At 73.6% G+C, this 20,090-nt stretch carries 13 protein-coding genes; 7 read left to right on the top strand and 6 right to left on the bottom strand.

The features are described from left to right. Nucleotides 1–35: 35 nt before the first annotated feature. The 5 genes from KXC43_RS30175 to KXC43_RS30155 are packed head-to-tail and all read right to left on the bottom strand — an operon-like array spanning nucleotide 36 to nucleotide 5,449. Nucleotides 36–1,508, bottom strand: coding sequence for a methyl-accepting chemotaxis protein (locus tag KXC43_RS30175; protein ID WP_255645073.1), 1,473 nt, complete (start codon nucleotides 1,506–1,508; stop codon nucleotides 36–38). Then, complete coding sequence (locus KXC43_RS30170; RefSeq protein ID WP_221379579.1) at nucleotides 1,505–2,074, bottom strand: chemotaxis protein CheW; 570 nt, start codon at nucleotides 2,072–2,074, stop codon at nucleotides 1,505–1,507. Before KXC43_RS30170 ends, KXC43_RS30175 begins: the two co-directional genes overlap by 4 nt. Next, a complete protein-coding gene (locus KXC43_RS52430; protein ID WP_221379578.1) occupies nucleotides 2,071–3,483 on the bottom strand; it encodes a CheR family methyltransferase in 1,413 nt (470 codons plus the stop codon). The genes KXC43_RS30170 and KXC43_RS52430 overlap by 4 nt, the downstream gene beginning before the upstream one ends. Next, complete coding sequence (locus KXC43_RS30160; protein WP_221379577.1) at nucleotides 3,480–3,980, bottom strand: chemotaxis protein CheW; 501 nt, start codon at nucleotides 3,978–3,980, stop codon at nucleotides 3,480–3,482. The genes KXC43_RS52430 and KXC43_RS30160 overlap by 4 nt, the downstream gene beginning before the upstream one ends. A 53-nt stretch (nucleotides 3,981–4,033) precedes the next feature. Continuing rightward, nucleotides 4,034–5,449 (bottom strand): acyltransferase family protein, encoded by a 1,416-nt coding sequence (locus tag KXC43_RS30155; protein WP_221379576.1) that lies wholly within the window; start codon nucleotides 5,447–5,449, stop codon nucleotides 4,034–4,036. Between the two features lie 303 nt (nucleotides 5,450–5,752). Here KXC43_RS30155 and KXC43_RS30150 point away from each other — a divergent pair, with 303 nt between their 5' ends. The 7 genes from KXC43_RS30150 (at nucleotide 5,753) to KXC43_RS30120 (ending at nucleotide 12,863) form a co-directional block, all read left to right on the top strand. Continuing rightward, the gene (locus tag KXC43_RS30150; RefSeq protein ID WP_221379575.1) at nucleotides 5,753–6,682 is read left to right on the top strand and encodes a CAP domain-containing protein; all 930 of its coding nucleotides are present in this window, start codon (nucleotides 5,753–5,755) and stop codon (nucleotides 6,680–6,682) included. A 164-nt stretch (nucleotides 6,683–6,846) separates the two neighbouring features. Continuing rightward, a complete protein-coding gene (locus KXC43_RS30145; protein WP_438870920.1) occupies nucleotides 6,847–7,542 on the top strand; it encodes a L,D-transpeptidase family protein in 696 nt (231 codons plus the stop codon). A gap of 87 nt (nucleotides 7,543–7,629) precedes the next feature. Next, complete coding sequence (locus KXC43_RS30140; protein WP_221379574.1) at nucleotides 7,630–8,949, top strand: efflux RND transporter periplasmic adaptor subunit; 1,320 nt, start codon at nucleotides 7,630–7,632, stop codon at nucleotides 8,947–8,949. Next, entirely contained in the window at nucleotides 8,946–9,629 is a 684-nt protein-coding gene (locus tag KXC43_RS30135; RefSeq protein WP_221379573.1) for an ABC transporter ATP-binding protein, read from the top strand. The genes KXC43_RS30140 and KXC43_RS30135 overlap by 4 nt, the downstream gene beginning before the upstream one ends. Continuing rightward, entirely contained in the window at nucleotides 9,626–10,810 is a 1,185-nt protein-coding gene (locus KXC43_RS30130) for an ABC transporter permease (protein ID WP_221379572.1), read from the top strand. Before KXC43_RS30135 ends, KXC43_RS30130 begins: the two co-directional genes overlap by 4 nt. A gap of 83 nt (nucleotides 10,811–10,893) precedes the next feature. Further along, a complete protein-coding gene (locus tag KXC43_RS30125; RefSeq protein ID WP_221379571.1) occupies nucleotides 10,894–11,715 on the top strand; it encodes an EamA family transporter in 822 nt (273 codons plus the stop codon). Nucleotides 11,716–11,801: 86 nt separating this feature from the next. Continuing rightward, the gene (locus tag KXC43_RS30120; RefSeq protein WP_221379570.1) at nucleotides 11,802–12,863 is read left to right on the top strand and encodes a GGDEF domain-containing protein; all 1,062 of its coding nucleotides are present in this window, start codon (nucleotides 11,802–11,804) and stop codon (nucleotides 12,861–12,863) included. On the opposite strand, the gene KXC43_RS52425 is transcribed toward KXC43_RS30120, so the two are convergent. Next, entirely contained in the window at nucleotides 12,847–19,635 is a 6,789-nt protein-coding gene (locus KXC43_RS52425) for a hypothetical protein (protein ID WP_221379569.1), read from the bottom strand. The genes KXC43_RS30120 and KXC43_RS52425 overlap by 17 nt on opposite strands. Nucleotides 19,636–20,090 lie beyond the last annotated feature (455 nt).

Genomic DNA, 20,090 nt, shown 5'->3' with positions numbered 1-20,090 from the left:
CAGGAGGGCATGACATCGCAAGCTCGGCCCCCATGTCAGTGTCGCCCGGTGCCGACCAGGTCCAGCAGCTCGCTGGAGAGCGTGCTGAGGTGGGCCGCGGTCTGCTTGGTCTGCACGGCGCTGGCCTCGGTCTCGCGGGTGACCCGGGCGGTGTCCGAGGCCGCGATGTTGACCTGCTCGACGGCGGTGGTCTGCTGCTTGGTGGAGAGCTCGATCTCGCGGGTGGCGTCGCTGGTGGTCGACACCAGCCCGGCGATCCGCCGGAACGAGCTGGTGGCGTCGTCGAACTGCCGCGACCCGGAGTCGACCGCTTTGGCGCCGATCTCGGTGGCCATCACGGTCGTGTTCACCGCCCCGCGGACGTCCTCGATGAGCGCCCGGATCTCCTTGGCCGACCCGGCCGTCCGGTCGGCCAGCTTGCGGATCTCCTCGGCGACCACCGCGAACCGCCGGCCCCACTCGCCGGCGCCGCTGGCCTCGATGGTCGCGTTGATGGCCAGGATGTTGGTCTGCTCGGCAAGCTCGGACACCAGGTCGGCGACCCCGCCGATCTGCTGCGACTTCTCGCCCAGCGCGAGCATGTGCTGCACGATCTGGTCGACCTGGGTGCGGATGGCGGCGATCGACGTCCGGGTCTGCTCCACGGTGGCGTCGCCGGTGCGGGCGGCCTCCGCCGTCTCCTCAGCGATCTTCGAGACCCGCTGGGCGCTGTCCGCGATCTGCCGCGAGGTGATCAGCAGCTCGCTGATCGTCGTGGTGATCTCGTTCATCGCGCTGGCCTGGTCCCGGCCCCCGGAGGCCTGTTGCGCGGCGGCCGCCTCGAGCTGGGCCGAGGAGCTCTGGATGTGGCCGACCGCGGCCCCCACCTCCCGGCGCAGGTCACGGCTCAGCTTCCAGGCCACCGCGGCGGCCCCGAGGATGAGCACGGCGCCGATCACGATGATGAACGCGCTCGCCATGGTGGCACGGCTCGACGACTCGTCCCGGCGGGTGTCCACCACGATCGACTGCCGCTCGATGAGCGCGGCGAGCGCCTGCTGCACCGCGATCCGGGCCGCCTTGAGCTCCTGATTGCCGGCGAGCTGGGTGACGTTGCGCAGATCGTTCAGCCGCGAGCGCTGTTCCATGATCGGCGTCAGAACGGCGGCGTGTTTCTCCTCGGCCGCGGTGACCGCATCGAGAAGCTCCTGCGACGTCGCGTCGGTCATCGACTCGCGGAGCCGGCCGGCCTCGGCGAGAAAGTTCGCCCGATCCTGCTCGGCGGCTCGCAGATACTCGTCGGTGCCGACGAGCAGGTAGGCGCGGTAGTCGGCGATCCGCGACTCCATGTGGCCGTTGAGCTCCTCGGAGCCGACCAGGTTCACCCGCGCCGACGTGATCACGTTGTCCTTGCTGTTCATCACGTAGCGCAGGGTCAGCACCGAGGTCGCCGTCATCAGCAGCGTGAGCGCCAGGGTCAGCCCGAAGCCGGCGGCGAGCTTCGTGCCGAAGGTGCGTTCGGCCATCATGGTGCGTTCTCCTCGTCGGTGGCTTGCGCGTGTCCGGCCAGCGCGTGCACCAGGGCCCGCGCGGCCGGGATGTCGATGATCGGGCGGCTGCCGCCGGGCAGGTCGACGAGCCCGCGCAGGGTGCCGCCGCGGCCGCGGCCGCCGTCCTCGCCGTCCTGACCCGTCTCGCGGATGATGTCCGAGACGGCGGCCCGCACATGCCCGTCCAACTCGTGGAAGGCCAGCCCGAGCGGCGGCGTGCCGGCCGCCAGGACCAGCCAGCGCGGCACCTCGGCAACCGGATGGTCGAGCAGCGCGGCGAGGTCGTAGACGGGCACCACCGCCCCGGCGAATCCGGCCAGGCCGAGCAGCGCGGGCAGGGGCCCGGGCAGGGGCGTCACCGGGCGGTCGGGGTGCACGCCGGAACTCTGCGAGAGCTTGATCGCGTACGGGCGCCCGCCGGCCCGGACGGTCAGGAGCTCCAGATGCTCCTCGTCATGGCTGCGGGCCGGCTCGGCGAAGGACCGGTCGAAGTCGTCGCGCAGCTGGTCGACGCGCCGGGAGACCGAGCCGGAGCGGGCGGTCACGGGCGCACCGCGCACGCGTCGAGTTCGGAGCGGCACACCACGGTCAGCGCGAGGCGGCCGAAACCCCCGCCGAACAGGGTGATGCGCTCGTCGTCCTCCCGCGCCAGCAGCTCCAGCGCGCGCTCCAGCTCACCGGCCGCGACGCGGTCGTCGCCCTGCCGCCGCGCGAGCTGCCCCAGCCGCATCCGGGGCAGGGCGAACCCCGGGTCCAGGTACGCGGCCAGGCGGTACTGCCCGATGGCCTCAGCCACCGCTGAGCCGTCCTCCAGGCAGAGCCCGAGCAGCTGGTGCGCGTCCGCGTTGAGGCCGTTCTCCTCGCTCAGCCGGCGGGCCAGCTCGATCGCCTCGCTCAGCCGGCCCGACTGGGCGAGCAGAACGCCGTGCAGCAGCTGGTCGCGGGCCCCCGGCATGCCGGTCCGGGGCACGGCGATCAGCTCCAGCGCGGCGCTGAAACGCTCCTGCCGCAGCAGGTCGAGGCTGCGCTCGTAGATGTCGTCGTCCATCCGCGGCGCGGGCGTTCCCGGTTCCGGGGCTACGGCGGACGACTCGCCCGGGGCCGGCAGCGACGAAATCCGCTGGGCCGGGGGCGGGCCACCCGCGCGGCGGTAGTAGAACGTCCTGTGGGTGTGCCGCAGTTCCAGCCCGGCCGGGTCGCGGCCGAGCGAGTCGGTGTGCCCGAGGAACAGATAGCCACCGGGCGCGAGCGCGTTGGTCATCCGCTCGACCAGCGCCGAGGTCACCGCCGGGGTCAGGTACATCAGCAGGTTGCGGCAGAAGATGACGTCGTACTGGCCGTGGTTCCAGACGCCGTCGCCGGACTCGGCCACGTTCACCCGCCGGAAACGCACCAGGCGGCGGATCTCGTCGACCACCCGGAAACCGCCGTCGTCGGGACAGAACCAGCGCCGGCGCACAGCGTCCGGCGTCTCCCGCAGCGACCACGCGGAGTACCAGGCCGCGTCCGCCTTGCGCAGCACCGCCGGGTTGGCGTCGATGCCGGTCACGTCGATGATCCAGTCGGGGTCGGACCGCACCTGCCGCCCGCTGATGGCCAGCGAGTACGCCTCCTCGCCGGACGAGCAGGCCACCGAGAGCATCCGCAGGATCCGCTGCGACGAGCGGGCGTCGGCCCGCTCGGGCAGGGCGTCCTCGCGCAGCGCCGTGAACTGCTCGCCGTGCCGGAAGAAGTAGGTCTCGGTGATGCTGAGCCGCTCGACGAGCACCGACAGCTCGGCCTCCCAGGGTCGCGAGGCCAGCCGGGCCAGGTAGGCGCCGACGCTCATCCCGTGGTCGTCGGCCCGGTCCCGCAGCAGGCCGGCCAGCGGCGGGGCGTCGTTGTCGGCGAAGGTCCAGCCCAGCAGCCGGGCCAGCAGCTCGCGGAAGCGGGCGACGTGCGCCGAGTCGCTCACGAGGGCTCACCCGCGTTCACGGCTGCCGCTTCCCAGACCTCGTCGGGCACCGCGCGCAGGCTCTGCAGCAGCAGGAGCGGCTCGGCGCCGAGGGTGCCGACGCCCGCGACCATGCGGGTGCTGCCGCCGCCGAGCAGCGCCGGGTGGCCACCGGTGGCCTCGGCCTCGACGACCCGGATGCCGAGCACCTCGCCGGTCGCCAGCGCGATGGTGCCGCGCTCGGTGCGGACGGCCAGGTAGCGCTCGGCGTCGGCCGGCCCGCCCCCGAGCAGCCGCGACACGTCGATGACCGGGGTGGGCACGCCGCGCAGCACGGTGATGCCGCGCACGAAGGGCGGGGTGCCGGCCAGAGCGCGGGCCTCCAGCGGCCGCATGGTCTCGACGACCTCGTCCAGTTGGACCGCACACAGCAGCGGGCCGGCCCGGAAGACGAGCGCAACCACTCCGGCGCCGGCGCTCTCGTCGGCGTGCGCGGGCGCTTGTCCGTACTGCCGCATTCGCTCAGATTAGCGAGCCTTCATCCCGCTTTTCCGAGATTCCTTCACACCGCTCATCTCGGGTCGTCGCGCTGTTCGAGCGGCGGGGACCGGAACCAGTCGACCGGCTCGGCCGGGCCGGGCGGGTGGGGCCGGCGGCCCGCCACGGGGAGGCCCGGGTCGTGCTGCTCGGCGCCGGTCGTCGGTTCGTCACCGGCGGGCGGGACACCGTCGGCGGGCAGGTGGCTGGTCTCGGGTGGATTGCCGGCTTCGGGGGTCGTGGTCCGGGGGAGGGGCGGCCAGTTGGCGGGAGCCCGGCTCATTGCGGCCGCGGCCGAGAAGCGGGCCATCGGGGCGCCGGTCGGCTGCGCCGAAAGCGCCGGCTCCGGCTCCGGCTCCGGCTCCGGCGCCGGCTCCGGCTCCGGTCCGGGCTCGGGAGATGGGGGCCGGGGTGCGGCCGAGGCGGTGTCGGGCCACAGGCGTGGCCGGCGGCGGGCGGCCACGTCCTCGGCCCAGCCGAAGGCGATCATCGCGCCGAGCGTGAGCACGAGCGCCACGACCAGGTCGGTGACCGGACCGACGCGGTCGGCCAGGTCATCGAGCGCGACGAAGGCCAGCACCGGCCACACCGCGGCGATCGCGGTGTTGTGCCACAGATAAATGGTCACGGCCCGGGCGTTGATCACCGAGACGGCGTGGTCGAGCGGGCGGATCCGGGCCAGCCAGCCCATCGGCGGCTGCCAGCGCAGCACGATCAGCACGAACGCCAGCGACCAGAGCGCCTGCGACTCGGGGACGTCGTTCAGGTCGTACGTGCCGTAGTCGTACGCGAACCAGGCCGCCCCCGCCCCGAGCGCCAGCGCGACCGGGAAGGCCAGCCACGGCCGCAGCCCGCGCAGCCGCCCGTCGTGATGGGCGAAGCCGGCGATCCAGCACGCGCCGTACGCCACGAAGTCCCACAGCGCGGCGTCGGCCGTCTCCGGCAGCTCGAAGCCGGTCACGTCGAGCCCGGCCATGATCACCAGCGGCAGGGCGACAGCGGCCCAGCCGATCCGCTTCCACAGGGCGAACAGCAGCGGCGAGAGCAGGACGAACCAGACGTACGCCCGGAGGTACCAGAGCGGTTCCCAGACGTCCACGGCCTGATCGCTGCCGGGCGGATCGCCGAGGGGCAGGATCCAGAACGCCAGCCGGGCCGGGCTGAACGGATGCTCGCCGTCGTCCTCGGCCGCCCAGCCGGTGACCAGCATGACCGGCACCGCGATCAGTCCCAGCAACCACAGGGGCGGGAGCAGGCGCCGCAGGCGGGAGCTGACCACCTGGGCGGCGTCACGCCTGGCCAGCGAGGCGGCGGTCAGCGAGCCGGCCAGCGCGAACATGACACCCATCGCGGGGAGCGCGACGGACAGCCAGGGCCAGCCGAACAGGTGGTAGACGATCACCCGGACGATTGCGGCGGCACGGAGCAGATCCAGGTATCGATTGCGCACCGCGACGAGGTTGCCAGTCCGCTGCCCGGCGCTGCGACCTCCGCACGGACGGGAACAACAGCACCGCAGGCTTACCCCGTACGCATGAACTGTCCGGTTTGTCGGTGCGTTTGTGCGACGTCCGTGCTGCCCGGAGAAACGGCAAAACTCCTGCTGGCGCTCCCCGTGGCAGCGACACCGGCCGGTGCCTGCCCGGTGACGGCTGGGCGGACCGCAAGTGACCGTGCCCGGTTTGTGACGTTGACCTCCGGTGGAGGTGACCCGGAGCGGCCGGGTGGCCCTGGAGGATGGGGATTACGGGGTATGCGGAAACCAGTCGTGGTGGTCAGTGCGGCGGCGGCGCTTCTGCTCGGGGGCGGCTTCGTGGCGACCTCGGCGGCCGCCGACGAGAGGCCGGAAACGCCGGGCTGGAGCAGCTTCTGGTGGCCGAGCCTGTTCGGGGGCGGTGACGACGGGAGCGGCTTCTCCGGCGGCGACTTGGCAGGCGGCGATTCCGATGACTCCGGCGACTCCGGCGACGGCGAGCCGTCCGCCGGTCGGGGGCCGGCGCTCGACGACTCCCGTTCCCGGCCCGGCTCCTCCGTCCAGGGCGACGACCACGTGCGCCGGCAGCAGAACCGGGTCGCTCTGCCCCCGGCTCAGCCTCAGAACTCCGTACGGGATGACGCCCAGGCCCCCACTCGGCCCAAGCATCAGGCCCTCGCGGCGCAGCCGAAGCAACAGCACCGCGAGCAGCCCAGGGTCGTGCGGGAACAGCCGCGCCAGGTGCAGCGGCCCGCCGCCGACGTGATGGCCGGCGCACGCCAGGCCGTCACCGCTTCCGATGTCTCAGCCAGCCCGGCCGCGCCCGTGCAGCAGCGGGTCCTCCGCCTGATCAACCAGAACCGGCGGCACGGCGGCTGCGATCCATTCACTCTGGACCGGCGGCTGATCGAGGCGGCCAACGACCACGCGGCCGACATGGCTCGCCGCGACTACTTCGCACACGAGTCGCCCAGCGGCGACAGCGCGGGCGACCGGGTGAGCGACCGGGGATACAGGTGGAAGCGTTACGGCGAGAACATCGCCCGCGGCGCCGACAGCGCGTACGAGGTGGTCAACGGCTGGATGAACAGCCCCACCCACCGCGAGAACATCCTCGACTGCCGGCTGCACGAGATGGGTGTCGGCCTGGCCATCGCGCGCGACCGCACCCCGTACTGGGTGCAGGACTTCGCTACCCCGGAATCCTGACGAACTTCTCTCAAGCGGCGTGCGCGCGGACCGATGTGACCTACCGGTTTCGCGCCACGCTCCTTCCCGGGGAGTCGTGAGCGGCACTGCTGTGCTTCTATGTGCGCACACGTTTCTGGGGAGGAACCACAGTGGGATCGAGACGGGTTGCGGCCGGAGTCGCGTTGGCGGCGATGGTCGGCGGCGGTCTCGGCGCGGTGGCGCTGTCACCGGCCGGGGCGAGCGCCGCCGTGGCTACGACAGTGGTGACCAAAGCCGCCGCGGCGGGCTGTTCGACCGGCAAGTACCAGAAGCAGGTCGAGACGCTGATCAACAAGATCGGCATGTTCGGCAAGACCAAGGTCGACGGCAAGCAGTCCGCCGCCGACTGCAAGATCATCAAGAAGTTCCAGAAGCGGTACGGCATTCAGCCCGCCGCTGGTCTGGCCGGCCCGACGACGTGGGACGTGGCCAAGCGCCTCGCGGCCACCAAGGTCGCGGCATGCAAGCCGAAGAAGTCGGGCTACACGTTCTGCGTCAACCTGACGCAGCAGACGTCGTGGATCATGAAGAACGGCAAGCAGTTCGCCGCTCCGACCGTGGTCCGCACGGGCATGAAGAACTACCGCACGCCCGCCGGCACATACAAGATCAACAAGCGCACGAAGAAGGAATGGTCCGACCCGTACGAGGTGTGGCTGCCCTACTGGCAGCGCTTCCAGGGCGGTAAGGGCTTCCACCAGACGACGACCTACATCCACGACAAGTGGCGCGGGTCCCACGGCTGCGTGAACCTTCTGCCGAGCGACGCTCGCACGTACTGGAACGTCGGCAAGATCGGTATGCGGGTCAAGCTGATCGGGCGTCGTCCCGGCACCTGATCGCTTCACCACTGGACGAAGGCGGGCCACCACGGGGGGTCCGCCTTCGTTCCTTTCTTGTCGGTGGGCCGACATAGAGTGGCGTGCGTGTCCGAACACCGCCGCCCTTTTGTTCTTGCCGTCGCCGGGGTCCTGCTGGTCTCGTCGACCGCCGCTTCCTGCGGTGACGAGCCGACCGACGTGCGCCTGGGCGAGGCCACGCGCGGCACGGTGGCCGAGATCGTCGAGGCGCCCGGCTCGGTGACCGCCCGGGCCGCGGCCACGGTCAGCGCGCCCGCCGCCGGCACCCTCGACGACCTGCGGGTCGAGCCCGGCCGCCGGGTCAGCAAGGGCCAGGTCCTCGCGGTCATCGACGCTCCCGAGCTCGAGGCCCGGCGCCGCTCCGCCGAGCGGGCGCTCGACGAGGCGTCCCGCGGTGGGGGCGGCTTCTCTTCCTCGAGCGGCTTCTCTTCTGTACGGCGCAAGACCGACAAGCAGGCGGCCGACGCCTTCGAGCAGGCCCGGGCGGCCGCCGCCAGGATCGCCGACCCGGCCCTGCGCGAGGTGCTCCTCAAACAGGTCGACGCGGCCAACCAGCAATACTCGGCGGCCTCGTCCGCGGCGGCTGCGGCCCTGCGCTCGGTCGAGCGGGGCGTGGCGTCGCTGGGCGAGGCGGTCAGCTCGCTGTCGGCGGCCCAACGGCTGCAGGCCCAGCAGGCTTACGAGCTGGCCGACGCGGCCGTCGAGGCGCTGACCCTGCGGGCGCCGGTGGCGGGGGTCGTGCAGTTCGGCGGCACGGCCGGGGCGAGTCCGTCGTCGCTGGGCGACCTGCTGTCATCCGGCGGCGCTGCTCCGGCCGCGGCCGGTGGGGGCAGTGGGCTGCCCGGGGTCGACACGGCCGTGCCCCGGGGCGCCTACGTCGCGGCCGGCACCCCGCTGTTCACCGTGGTCGACGTGAGCCGCCTCGGGCTGCTGGCCGAGGTCGACGAGACCGACGTGCTGCTGGTCAAGCCCGGGGTCAAGGCCACCGTCGAGCTCGACGCGGCCACCGGTTCGGCCTACGCGGCGAGCGTGCGCTCCATCGACCTGCTCCCGACCACGTCGGCGCGCGGCGGGGTTTCGTACAAGGTTCGCCTCGACCTCACCCCCGGCGAGGACGCGCCCTCGCCCCGGCCCGGCATGAGCGCGGTGATCCGGCTGCAGGTGCGCGAGGCCGACGACGCCGTCACCGTGCCCGCCTCGGCCATCATCAACGTCGACGGGCGCGACACGGTGTGGGCGGTCCGCGGCGACAGCTACGAGCGGGTGCCGGTGACCCTCGGCGTGCAGGGTGAGGACATCGTCCAGGTCACCGGCGGCCTCGACGCCGGCCAGCGCATAGCGGTCTCGGGCGCCGACGAGATCCAGCCGGGCGACCGGCCCTCATGACGGCGGCCATCGTCGCGACCGGCGTCAGCCGCACCTACGACCTCGACGGCGTGTCCGTGCCCGCGCTGCGGGGCGTGTCGCTGACCATCGAGCCCGGCGACTACCTGGCCATCGTCGGCACCTCCGGCTCGGGCAAGTCGACGCTGATGCACCTGCTCGGCGGCCTCGACCGCCCCACCGGCGGCACCCTGCTGATCGGTGGGCGGGACGTCTCCGGGCTCACCCCGGGCGAGATGGCCAAGCTGCGCAACGAGACCATCGGGTTCGTCTTCCAGTCGTTCCATCTGCTCGCCCGCACCACGGCCCGCGACAACGTCGCCCTGCCGCTGGTCTACCGCGGCATCGGCCGGCGCGAGCGGCGGGCCCGGGCCACCGAGATGCTCGGCCGCGTCGGGTTGTCGCACCGCGTCGACCACCGCCCCAATCAGATGTCCGGCGGCGAGCAGCAGCGCGTGGCGATCGCCCGGGCCCTGGTCACCGGCCCGTCGGTGCTGCTGGCCGACGAGCCCACCGGCAATCTCGACTCGGCCACCGGCCAGTCGGTGCTCGCCCTGCTCGAATCGCTCAACGCCGAGGGCGTCGCCGTCGTGCTGGTCACCCACGACCGCGAGGTGGCCGCCCGCGCCGAGCACCAGATCGTCATGCGCGACGGCCTGATCGTCTCGGAGGCCGACGCATGAGGGTGGCCGAGGCGTGGCGGGTCGCGCTCGACGCGCTGCGGGCCAACCGGTTGCGCAGCGTCCTCACCATGCTCGGGGTCGTCATCGGCGTGGCCGCGGTGGTGGCCCTGGTCGGCATCGGCACCGGCACCAAGGGCCAGATCGAGCAGCAGGTCGAGGGGCTCGGCTCCAACCTGCTGCTGGTCGTGCCGGGCCGGCTCGAGGCCGGGTCGGCCCCCGCCGCCTCGACGATGACGCTGGACGACGTCGAGGCCGTGGCCCGCGTGGTGGGCGACCGCGACCGGGTCGCCGCCACGATCGCCTCGGGCGAGACCGTGCGCGCCGGCTCCCGGTCGGCCTTCGCCAGCATGCAGGGCGTCCTCGACAACACCCCGACCGTCTTCGTGCGCCGGCTCGACCGGGGTTCCTATCTCACGCGTACGGATGTGACGACCGGCCGCCGGGTGGCGGTGCTCGGCGCCGGCACGGCCACCACCCTGTTCGGCGACCGCGACCCGATCGGCCGGCAGATCACCATCGGCGGCGTCCGGTTCCGGGTCATCGGCACGTTCGAACGGCTCGGCCAGAGCCTCGGCGTCGACCGCGACAGCGAGGTGCACGTGCCCGTCACCGCGGCCCAGCGGCTGCTCGGCACCGAGCGCATCGACGGCCTGGCCATCCGGGCCCCCGACCGCGAACGCATCAACCAGCTCAGCACGGCCGTCGTCGACACCCTGACCGAGCGCCACCCCGACAGCGACTTCAGCGCCGTCACCCAGGAACAGATCCTCGGCGTGCTGGGCGACATCCTCGGCGTGCTGACCGGGGTGCTGGCCGCCATCGCGGGCATCAGCCTGCTCGTCGGCGGCGTCGGCGTCTCCAACATCATGCTGGTCTCGGTCCGCGAACGGACCAGGGAGATCGGCCTGCGCAAGGCCGTCGGCGCCCGCCCCCGCGACATCGGCGTGCAGTTCCTGCTCGAGGCGGTGCTGCTCACCACGATCGGCGGCGTGCTCGGCATGGCCCTCGGCGTCACCGCCGCGCTGCTGGTCGACGCGCTGTCCCCGGTCCCGGCCGCGATCACGTGGTGGTCGCTGGCCCTGGCCTTCGGCGTCTCGGCGATCGTCGGCATCATCTTCGGCGTGGTCCCCGCCCAGCGCGCCGGCCGCCTCGACCCTGTCGTCGCCCTGCGCACCGAATGAGCCGTCCTCCGACGCGCCTTCGCACCCATCGCCTTCCGGCTCTCCGGGCTCCCGCGCTCCCTCTCCGGGCTCCCGCGCTCCTGATGGCTCTGACGGCCATCGCGTCGGTGCAGGTGGGCAGCGCGATCGCCACCGGCCTCTTCGACCACCTGGGCGCCTCCGGTGTGACCCTCCTGCGCCTCGCGTTCGCGGCAATCATCCTGGCGGCCTTCACCCGGCCGCGCCTGAGAACCTGGTCGCCGGCGGCGTGGCGAGCCGCCGGGCTGCTCGGCGTCGCGATGGCCGGCATGAACCTGATCTTCTACCTGTCCCTGTCCATGGTCCCGTTGGGCATCGCGGTCACCGTCGAGTTCCTGGGCCCGCTGCTCCTCGCCGTGGTGCAGACCCGGCGGGTGCTCGACCTGCTGTGGGCCGCGCTGGCCGCCGCGGGCGTGCTGCTGCTCGGCTTCGACAGCGGCGGCTCGGCCCCCATTGCCGGCCTCGTGCTCGCCTTCGTGGCCGGCCTGTTCTGGGCCGCGTACATCGTGCTCAGCGCCCGCCTGGGCGGCCTGGTCCCCGGCACGGGCGGCCTGGCCGTGTCACTGGCGGTAGCGGCGGTCCTGGTGCTGCCCTTCGGCGCCGCCGGAGCAGCCGAAGTGACCAACCACCCCTCACTCCTGTTCGGTGTGGCCGCCGTGGCCGTACTGTCGTCAGTCCTTTCGTACGGCCTGGAACTGAATGCCCTGCGCCGCATACCCACCCGGGTCTTCGGCATCCTGATGAGCCTCGAACCCGCAGCCGCCGCCGTGGCCGGCCTGATCATCCTCCGGCAGCGCCTGGGCCCGGCCGAAGTCGTCGCCCTCACCCTGGTGACCGTGGCCAGCGCCGGCGTCACCCTGGCCCATCGTGACCGATCCCCGGCCTGACGGCGAAGTGTCCGGCCCGGGCGGCCAACGGCTCATGATTTCCTGCGGGCGGCCGATTGTTCCGGTGACGAGGGGGAGGGCGGACGGTGCGTTACCAGCTCCGCGACGAGCAGGGGGCAACCCACAGCGTCGCGTATCTGATGCTGGCTGCGGTACCCGTCGTCTTCCTGACCGGCATCGTGCTGCCGGAGGAACACCCGGTCGGTTGGGTCGTCGCCACCTTGTTGACCTGCCTTTTCATGGCTGTCGCGGGTTCGGCGGCGCGGTGGCGGCCCGGTTGGATCCCGCGCGTCTGGTGGCTGATCGCGCCGTTCGCGGCCATCGCGATCATCGCCGGGATGAACTTCGCGTCGCACGACGCCAGCGCGGGCGCTCAGCTCTTCTATCTGTGGCCCGTGCTGTACGCGGCCAACTTCCTCAGCAACCGCATGGCGGGCCTGGTGCTGGTGCTGATCTCGGCCGGCCACGCCGCGGTGGCGTTCTCGACGCTGGACTTCGCCAAGGCGCTCTCCGACTGGATCTCGGTGACGGTCGCGCTCAGCCTCACCGCGTTCGTCGTGGGCTCGCTGCGCAACCGCAACGACCGGCTCCGCCAGGTGCTCGAGTCCCAGGCGCTGGCCGATCCGCTGACCGGGGTGGCCAACCGGCGGTCGTTCGATGTCGAGCTGGTCCGCGCGGTGACGTGGGCGCGGCGCAGCGGCGAGTCGCTGGCCCTCATGACGGTCGACATCGACTACTTCAAGAAGATCAACGACACGTACGGCCACGGGGTGGGTGACCAGGCCCTGCAGGTTGTCGCCAACTCGCTGCGGGTGGTCGCGCGCCGCGAGGACGACCTGGTGGCGCGGCTCGGCGGCGACGAGTTCGTGGTGCTGCTGCGCACCGACCGGGTCAGCGCGGGGAAGGCGGCCGACGAGGTGCGTACGGTGCTGGCCGCGGTCGAAGGCCTGCCGTGCGGCCCGCCCGAGCTGAGCATCGGCGTCGCCGTGCTCCCCGACCACGCCGGCACCCCGAGCGACCTGCAGGCGGCGTCGGACGCGGCCCTCTACGAGGCCAAACAGGGCGGCCGGGGCCGTACGGCGATGGCCCGCCCACCCGCGCCCCGGCAGGGCATGGGCCGGCACAACGAGATCAGCGCGGCGGGATGACCGGCTGCTCGGCCGTCGACTCCTCGAGGGCGTTCCGGAGTCCCAGAATGTCCTCCCGCGTGCGCGGGTAGGGTCCCCAGCCGTCCCGCAGCACGTGAATGTAGACCGCCTCCAGGCAGACGCCGACACGCGCCGCGAGGTCCGTGTCCTCGGGCCGGCCGAGACGCACAGCCCGCGCGAAGTGGTCGAGGGCCTCCATGTGCCGCCCCTGATCGAAGCAGGACCGGCCCGCGTTCTCGTGCACCACGCTGCGCAGCGTCTCGGGCACCTCGGATCCGGTGGCCTTCGCGAAGAGCCGGTCGGCCTCCTTGAAGTCCCCGCGCAACCGCAGGATGTGCGCCAGCTCGGCCTGCGCGATCACCTCGGACTGCATGTCCCGGGCCGACTCGGCGTGAGCCAGGGCCAGCCTGCTCGCGGCGGCTGCCATGCCGAGCTCACCCAACAGCCGGTACACCTCGGCCCGCACGCTGAGCAGCCCCGCCTTGGCGACGTTGTCCACCTCGTCGGCCAACGGCCCGTCCAGGCGTTCCCCGAGTTCCCGCAGCGCCTCGCGGTCGTCGACGACCTCCCGCAGGGTCCCGCCGTCGAGCCGCCACCGGATGGCTTCGAGGTCCGCGGCCGACAGAGCGGGCCGCTCCTTGACCGGCTCGGTCCGGAGTTCCCGCGGCATCCGCGGAGCAGCCATCCGCTCGTCGATCGTCGCCCGCACCGAAGCCGCGTCCACCGGCTCCGCGCCGCCGGGCGCCTCGTCCTTGACCGCCGGTTGCTCCCCGGTGATCGTCACACCCTGGAACAGCGCCGACAGGTCCAGGTCGATGACCTGCCCGTCGCCTTGCTCGGACAACGCCTCCGGCTGCTGCTCGTGCTGCGTGCGCTGCTGCTCGTGCTGCGTGCCCGCCGATCCGGCTTGGCCGGTGGCCGGCGGCTGCCCGTGCTGGCCGGTCCCCGCATCCTGCTGATCGGCTCCGGCCGATGGCTCAACCGGCCCATCACCGTTCTGCGAGAGCTCTCCGGCCGGGCCTGCCCCTTCACCCGTCGGCCGGCTGAACCACATCCCACCGAACGAGGTCTCCGCGACCCGCTGCGGCGCGTCCGGCCCCGACACCGCAAGCCGACCGATCGGCCGCAGGTTGTGCAACGTGCCGTCCGGATCCATGTATGGCGCCGCGTGCGCACCGAGCCGCGCCGGATCCGCATCGCCGTTCGGCGACCGTTCACCGGCCCCCGCTTGCTCGGACTCGGCACCCGGTGCCGCCCGGCCGTCGTCATCGGCCGGCGCCGGACCGCCACCGTTCGTCAGCCCGGGCGCGGCGAGCGGCCCCTCAGCCGGAGTCCGCTGAGCCGGCACGTCCAGCCCGCGCTGCTCGGTGCCCGCACCGTCGACGCGCGCATCCACCCCGACGCCCGGAGACACCGCCCGCGGCTGCAGAGGGAAGCCGATCTGCGACAAGGTCCCCGGCTCACCCGATCCCGCCGGCGCGCCAGGGGACACGTCGTGCCGGCCTGCCCCGGCCGGCCACGCCTCGTCCCCCCGCCGCGGCCCCAACGGCTGGGTAGGCATCTCACCCTGCGGCTGCCGCGGAGCAGCCGGGCTGTGCGGCGCCACACCACCACGGGGCGAACTGACCGGCGCAGACGCCAGCGATGTAGGCCGCCCACCCTCACCCGCCCACGGCGACTCGGCCCCCGAACCGCCGGCCCGTTCCGCACCGTCCCGCCCGCCAGCGGCCGGTCCCGACCCGCGCTGACCGGGCGCGTGCTGGCCCGGCGCCGACTGCGGAGCGACGAACTGGCCGTGCTGCGCTGACCCGTGCTGCTCCGACCCGGGCCCACGCTGACCGGCTGTCTGCTGGCGCGCGGCTTGCGGCCCTGGTGCGATCGGTTGGCCCGACGAGCGCTGTCCCGGTGTCGGTTGATCTGCCGCCTGCTGGCCGGAGGCCGGGTAGCCAGGCATGTGCTGGCCCGGTGCCGCCTGATCAGCCGCGAGTTGCTCCGGCGCGGGCCCCTGCTGTTCAGGCGTCTGTTGACGCGCGGCGTGCTGCGCCGGCGTGTGCTGACCCGGCGCAGGCGGGTGTTCGCCGGGCAGCGCCTGACCTGACGGGTGCTGACCCGGTGCCGGCTGATCCGCCGCGTGCTGGTGGGAATGGGGGTAGCCCGGCGCCTGCTGCGCAGGTCGGTGTTGCTCGTGTGTTTGCTCCAGCTGCCCTGGAGTCTGCTGACGCGCGGTTTGCTGCGGCGGCGTGTGCTGGCCGGGCACAAGCTGTCCCGGCGTGGGCTGGTCGGTCGCGTGGTGGCCTGGTGTGTATTGGCTGGGTAGCGGTTGGCCCGACGTGTGCTGGGCCGGGACCTGCTGGCCATGCGGCCGCTGGCTCTGCGCCTGCTGGCCGTGCGCCTGCTGACCCGCCGCCTGCTGGCTGGAAGCCTGGTAGCCAGGCGTGTGCGGCGCGGGTTGTTGCTTCTCCGGCGTGGGCCAGTGCTGGCCCGGCATGTGCTGGCGCGCGGCTTGCTGGCCGGCCGTGTGCTGGCCGAGCTCGTTCTGATCGGGCGTGTGCTGGCCGGGCTCGTGCTGACCTGGGATTTGCTGGCGCTGGGCTTGCTGCCCCGGGGTGTGCTGACGACCGGGCGCAGGGTGACCGGGCTCGTGCTGGCCGGGCGTGTGCTGGCCGGCCGTGGTCAGGCCGGGCGTGTGCTGGCCGGGCGTGTGCTGACCCGGCCCGTGCTGGCCGGGCACGAGGTGACCTGGCATGTGCTGGCTGTGCACAGGCTGACCAGGTGTGTGCTGCCCCGGCGTGTTGCGCGCAGATCCTTGGCGGTCGGGCGCGGGGGCGTGCTCGTGCGACACGTGTTGGCCGGGGGCGGCCTGCGCGGGTGTGTGCGGCCCAGGCTGGTGCTGGTCAGGCCTGGGCTGCGTGCGAGCGTGCTGCGCCGCTTCGCGGTAGCCGGGTGCTTGGTGGTCCGGCGCGGGCCGGGCGGGCATCGACTGGTCCGGCGCGTAAGGGTTTGGTGTATGGCGGCCAGGTGTGTGCGGGCCGGACATCTGGTGGCCGGGCGCGGCCGACATGGGCTGATCCGGCGCGTGTTGAACGGCTTCGCGGGAGCCGGCTGCTTGCTGGCCGGGTGCCGGCTGGCCCGGCGCGTACTGGCCTGGTGTGCTGCGGCCGGACAGGGGCTGACCGGGCGTGTCCTGGCCGGGCACCTGCGGCGTGGGGGAGTGCTGTCCCTGTTCGTGCTGGTCGGCGGCGAAGTGCTGGGGTGCTGGGGCCTGCCGGGTGGGGACCTGCTGATCCGCGACGGAGTGGCCTGCCGCCGGCTGGCCTCGGTCCGGCTGGCCTCGGTCCGGCTGGCCTCGGTCCGGCTGGGCGGGGGAGGGCTGACCGTGCGGGTGCTTGTCCGCGTCGTGGGCGGAGCCGCCGAAGAGCTTGTCCACGGCGCGGCGGAAGAAGTCGCCTGTCTTGTGGTGGCCGGGGGCGTGGTCGGCGGCGGCCTGCTCCTCGGGTCGCGGCGCCCACTCGGAAGGCTGCCGGCCGGGGCCGGAATCTCCGGTCGGCTGGGGGCGGGACGGCGCCGGGTCTCCGTAGGGCGGAACGTGGTCAGGCGGGGACGTGGGTGCCGGATGCGGGTTTGCCGGCGGGCCGTACTGCCTGATCGGTAGCGAGGCATCGGGAGCCGCCTGCTGCGGAGCGCCGGGTTGCCGGGTCGCGGGCGGAGCGTGGGTGTGGGCCGCCTGCTGCGGAGCGGCGGGCTGACGGGTCGCCGGCGGAGCGTCGGTGCGGGCCGCCTGGCTCTGCGGTGCGTCGCCGTGCTGGGCGGTGCTCGGAGCGTCGGTGCGCGGGCCAGTGCTCTGCGGGTTGCCGGGCGCGACCGGGACGTTGATGCGCGGCATGCCGGGCGCGATCGGAGAAGCGTCGCGCGGATCCGGCCCGTGCGGCGTGACCGGCGCGTTGCTGCGCGATTCGGGGCCGTGCGGGGCTGAAACCGGCGTGCCGGGCAGGCTCGCTGCGGGTGCCTGCGGCGCGGCCGGAGACACCGGCCGATAAAGCTGCTGCTCCGCGACCGCGGGCGGCAACGTGTCACCCTGCGGCTGGCCGGGAGCACCGGGCGACACCGGGCGGCCGAGGCCACCGCTCGGCAACGCGGCCGGGGGCGCCTCGTCGGCCACCATCGACCACGGGTCGTCACCCTCGGCCAGGAAGACGTGTGCGGTGCGCGGGCTCCGCCTGGAGCGCGGCATCTGGAGCCGCGGGTCGGTCGTCATGAGCGACGGGTCGACGGGGTTCTGCGGCTGAACCCCGGGCTGCTCGAGAGCCTGTGGCGCCCATCCACCGGATGCGTTCGGCGGCACAGGCCCACGCGCGGCACCTTGGGCCGACCTGTCCGGCGCTTGCGGTGGTACGGGTCCGCGTGCGTCGGGGTGGGTCGGTCCGTTGGGCGCGTGTGGTGGCAGAGGTCCACGCGCGACGCTCTGAGCCGACCCGTCCGGCGCTTGCGGTGGTACGGGTCCGCGTGCGTCGGGGTGGGTCGGTCCGTTCGGCGCCTGTGCGGGCTTGGGTTCGTGCCGGCCGGGTGCGACGGGTGCGCGCTCGGCGAACTGGGCCGGTCCGTCCGGCGCCGGCGGCGGCTCGGTTTCGCGACGGCCGGGTGCGACCGGGCCGCGCGCTGCGGCCTGGCCGGGCAGGTCACGCGTGGTCGTCCCGGGCTCAGCGTTCCGGGGGGAGCGCTCCGGGCCGGCCGGAATCCGGCTGTCGGCGCCAGCCGGTGCGGGACCAGCGGCCGCCGGGATCAGGCCCGGAGGCTGCGGCGGCACCGAGGGCCGGGCCGGAGCGGGCCGCGGCACGCTCGGCGTCGCTACGCGGGCAGGCGGAGCGGACGGGGGAGACCCGGCCGGGACCGGAACGACCGTCGGCGGTGCGGCCGGAGCCGGGGTGGCGGGCGCGGGCGGCGGGCTGACCACCCGCGCGGCCGGTGTCGGCGCATGCGTTCCCACGACGCGCGGAGCGCTCGGCGGGTCGGCCTTGACCACGCGGGGTACGGGCGGCGGCTCCTCCTTGCCGACCACGCGAGGCTCGGCGGGCGGTACGGCCTTGCTGATCACGCGCGGCCCGCCGGCGCCGTCCCGGCCGTCAGGTTCGGGTTCAGCCGTACGAGGCTCGACGACCGGCGCCGAAGCCGGAGCGACCGGCGCCGAGGCTGCGGCCACCGTGTCGTGCTCGGCCGTGCCCTCGCCGACCCAGGTCGGCGAGACCTTCGCCCGCCCCGCCGTCCGCGGGGACTGTTCGACCCAGCCCTCGCCGTCGGCCGGACGGCCGTCGTCGGGGCGTTGGTCCGCGGCCCAGCCTTGGCCGCCGGCCGGGCGGCCGTCGTTCTCGGCCCAGCCCTGGCCGCCGGCTGGACGGCCGTCGTTCTCGGCCCAGCCCTGGCCGCCGGCTGGACGGCCGTCGTTCTCGGCCCAGCCCTGGCCGCCGGCCGGCCGGCCGTCGTTGTCGGCCCAGCCTTGACTGCCGGCCGGACGGCCGTCGTCCCAGCGCTCGTCCTCGACCCAGCCCTGCTGGTCGTCCCGGGTCTGCCGGGCCGTGGGCGCACGGCGGTCGTCGCGGGCCGGGCGGCGCCGTTCATCGACGATCTCGCCCTCGATGGTGCGCGGGGCCCGCTCGTCGAGGACCTCGCCGTCGATGGTGCGGCGGTTGTCGTCGCGCGACGGCGGGCGGTTGCGGCCGTCCTCGGCCTCCGCGGGCCAAGGGCTGCGGCCGTCGCGGCGACGCTCGTCGAACTCGTACCCGTCGGGCCGGCGCCGCTCGGTGCGCCCGCGCCCGCGTACGTCCGCGTTGTCGTCGTAGCCGCGCTGGGTGGCGGCCGGCTCGTCCCAGAGCATCTCGGCGCGCCCGCCGGAACGAAGCCCCTCGTCGCTGCGGGAGCGGCGGGGCCGGTCGTCAAGGTCGTACGCGTCGTCGCGCCGGGAGGTGGGCCGGCGGTAGAGGTTGTGCGGGTCGTCGGGCACCCGGGCCCGGCCGCTGGCTGCCGGCGCGGCCGGAGCCTGACGCTCGTCGCGCGGGCGCCGCTCTTCGACGGGTCGCCGCGGATCGCGATCGTCGGAGGAGCGGCGCTGGTCACGCTCCTCAGCGAAGCGGCGGGAGTCGGAACGGCGGGAATCGCGCTCGTCGGAGGAGCGGCGGGGGCCGCGGGAGTCGCGCTCGTCGGGCGAGCGGCGAGGGCGTCGTTCCTCGGTGGCGCGACGGGGCTGACGCTCCCGGCGCCGGCCGGCCGGCTCGTCGTCGTCGCTGCGGCTGACGGTCTTGACGCCCGGGTTGGGTCCGTGGCCGTACGCCACCAGGTCGCGGTGGTCGTACGGCTCGTCGATGTCGTCGTGCCGGTCGTAGCGGTCGTTGTGGCGCCGCTGGATCGAGTCCGCGAAGGTGTCCGGCGCGTCGAAGTCGGCGCCCAGCTCGGGCCGGTTGAAGTCGACGTCGCTGAAGTCGTCGCCGGCCAGGTTGGGCTGCGACGTGTCGACCGGGGAGAAGTCCGGGTCGTCGAGCCAGCTGGGACGCGCCGCGTCGAACGCCGCGCGCGGCTCACCACCCGCGTTGCCGTGGGCACGGCGCTGGCGGCGGGCGGCCAGCTCGTCGACCTGGCTGCCGGGCTCGCCGCGGCGGGTCGGGATGATCGGGTCGGGGGAGTCGCGCCGCTGGTACTGGCGTTCCTGGACAACGGCGGACTGGGGCATGATCGAGTACTCGGAGTACTCGTCCTCCCAGTATTCGTCGTCCTCGAAGCTCATGCCGCTGCCCCCGGGCGGTGCCGACGAACGTGCGAACGACGCCAGCGGGAGTGCCCCCCACCCCATCGCCGCATGCCTCGCCCCCCGTTCGTCACGCGTGCCCGGATCATCCCCTCCCACGCGGTGGATGTGGAAGGTTAACCACGGATTTGCGGGCCGCGCCAGCACCCGGCCGAGCACTTCCCGCGGCGTCGCCCCGGGGCCGGGAGCCCACCGGGGCCCCGGCTCGTGGCTGAGCCGTGTCTCTTCGTCGGCGGAGAGTACGCGGACCAGCGGCGAACAGTTCAAATGCTGTCAGCCGGCCGACAGATCAGCAGGCGGAGCGACCGTGCTGTCACGAACCGTCGCGCCCGGAACTTAAGCAACACTTAAACCCGTTCCGGCGATACGGACGAGTAACCTCGCGACCCATCAGTGGCGCAACACACGCTCCCCAGAAACGGATCAAGGTGCTA

This window comes from Paractinoplanes polyasparticus (assembly GCF_019710575.1).
GTDB classification, from domain to species: domain Bacteria; phylum Actinomycetota; class Actinomycetes; order Mycobacteriales; family Micromonosporaceae; genus Actinoplanes; species Actinoplanes polyasparticus.
The sequence above is the reverse complement of the archived record's forward strand: the minus strand, read 5'-3'. Positions and strand labels throughout refer to the sequence as shown.

What these genes read in the sequence shown, in the direction of transcription:
- KXC43_RS30135 (WP_221379573.1), top strand. Translation starts at nt 8,946, where the DNA reads ATGACGGCGGCCATCGTCGCGACCGGCGTCAGCCGCACCTACGACCTC.
- KXC43_RS30125 (WP_221379571.1), top strand. Translation starts at nt 10,894, where the DNA reads ATGGCTCTGACGGCCATCGCGTCGGTGCAGGTGGGCAGCGCGATCGCC.
- KXC43_RS30160 (WP_221379577.1), bottom strand. Translation starts at nt 3,980, where the DNA reads ATGCGGCAGTACGGACAAGCGCCCGCGCACGCCGACGAGAGCGCCGGC.
- KXC43_RS52425 (WP_221379569.1), bottom strand. Translation starts at nt 19,635, where the DNA reads ATGAGCTTCGAGGACGACGAATACTGGGAGGACGAGTACTCCGAGTAC.
- KXC43_RS30150 (WP_221379575.1), top strand. Translation starts at nt 5,753, where the DNA reads ATGCGGAAACCAGTCGTGGTGGTCAGTGCGGCGGCGGCGCTTCTGCTC.
- KXC43_RS30130 (WP_221379572.1), top strand. Translation starts at nt 9,626, where the DNA reads ATGAGGGTGGCCGAGGCGTGGCGGGTCGCGCTCGACGCGCTGCGGGCC.
- KXC43_RS30175 (WP_255645073.1), bottom strand. Translation starts at nt 1,508, where the DNA reads ATGATGGCCGAACGCACCTTCGGCACGAAGCTCGCCGCCGGCTTCGGG.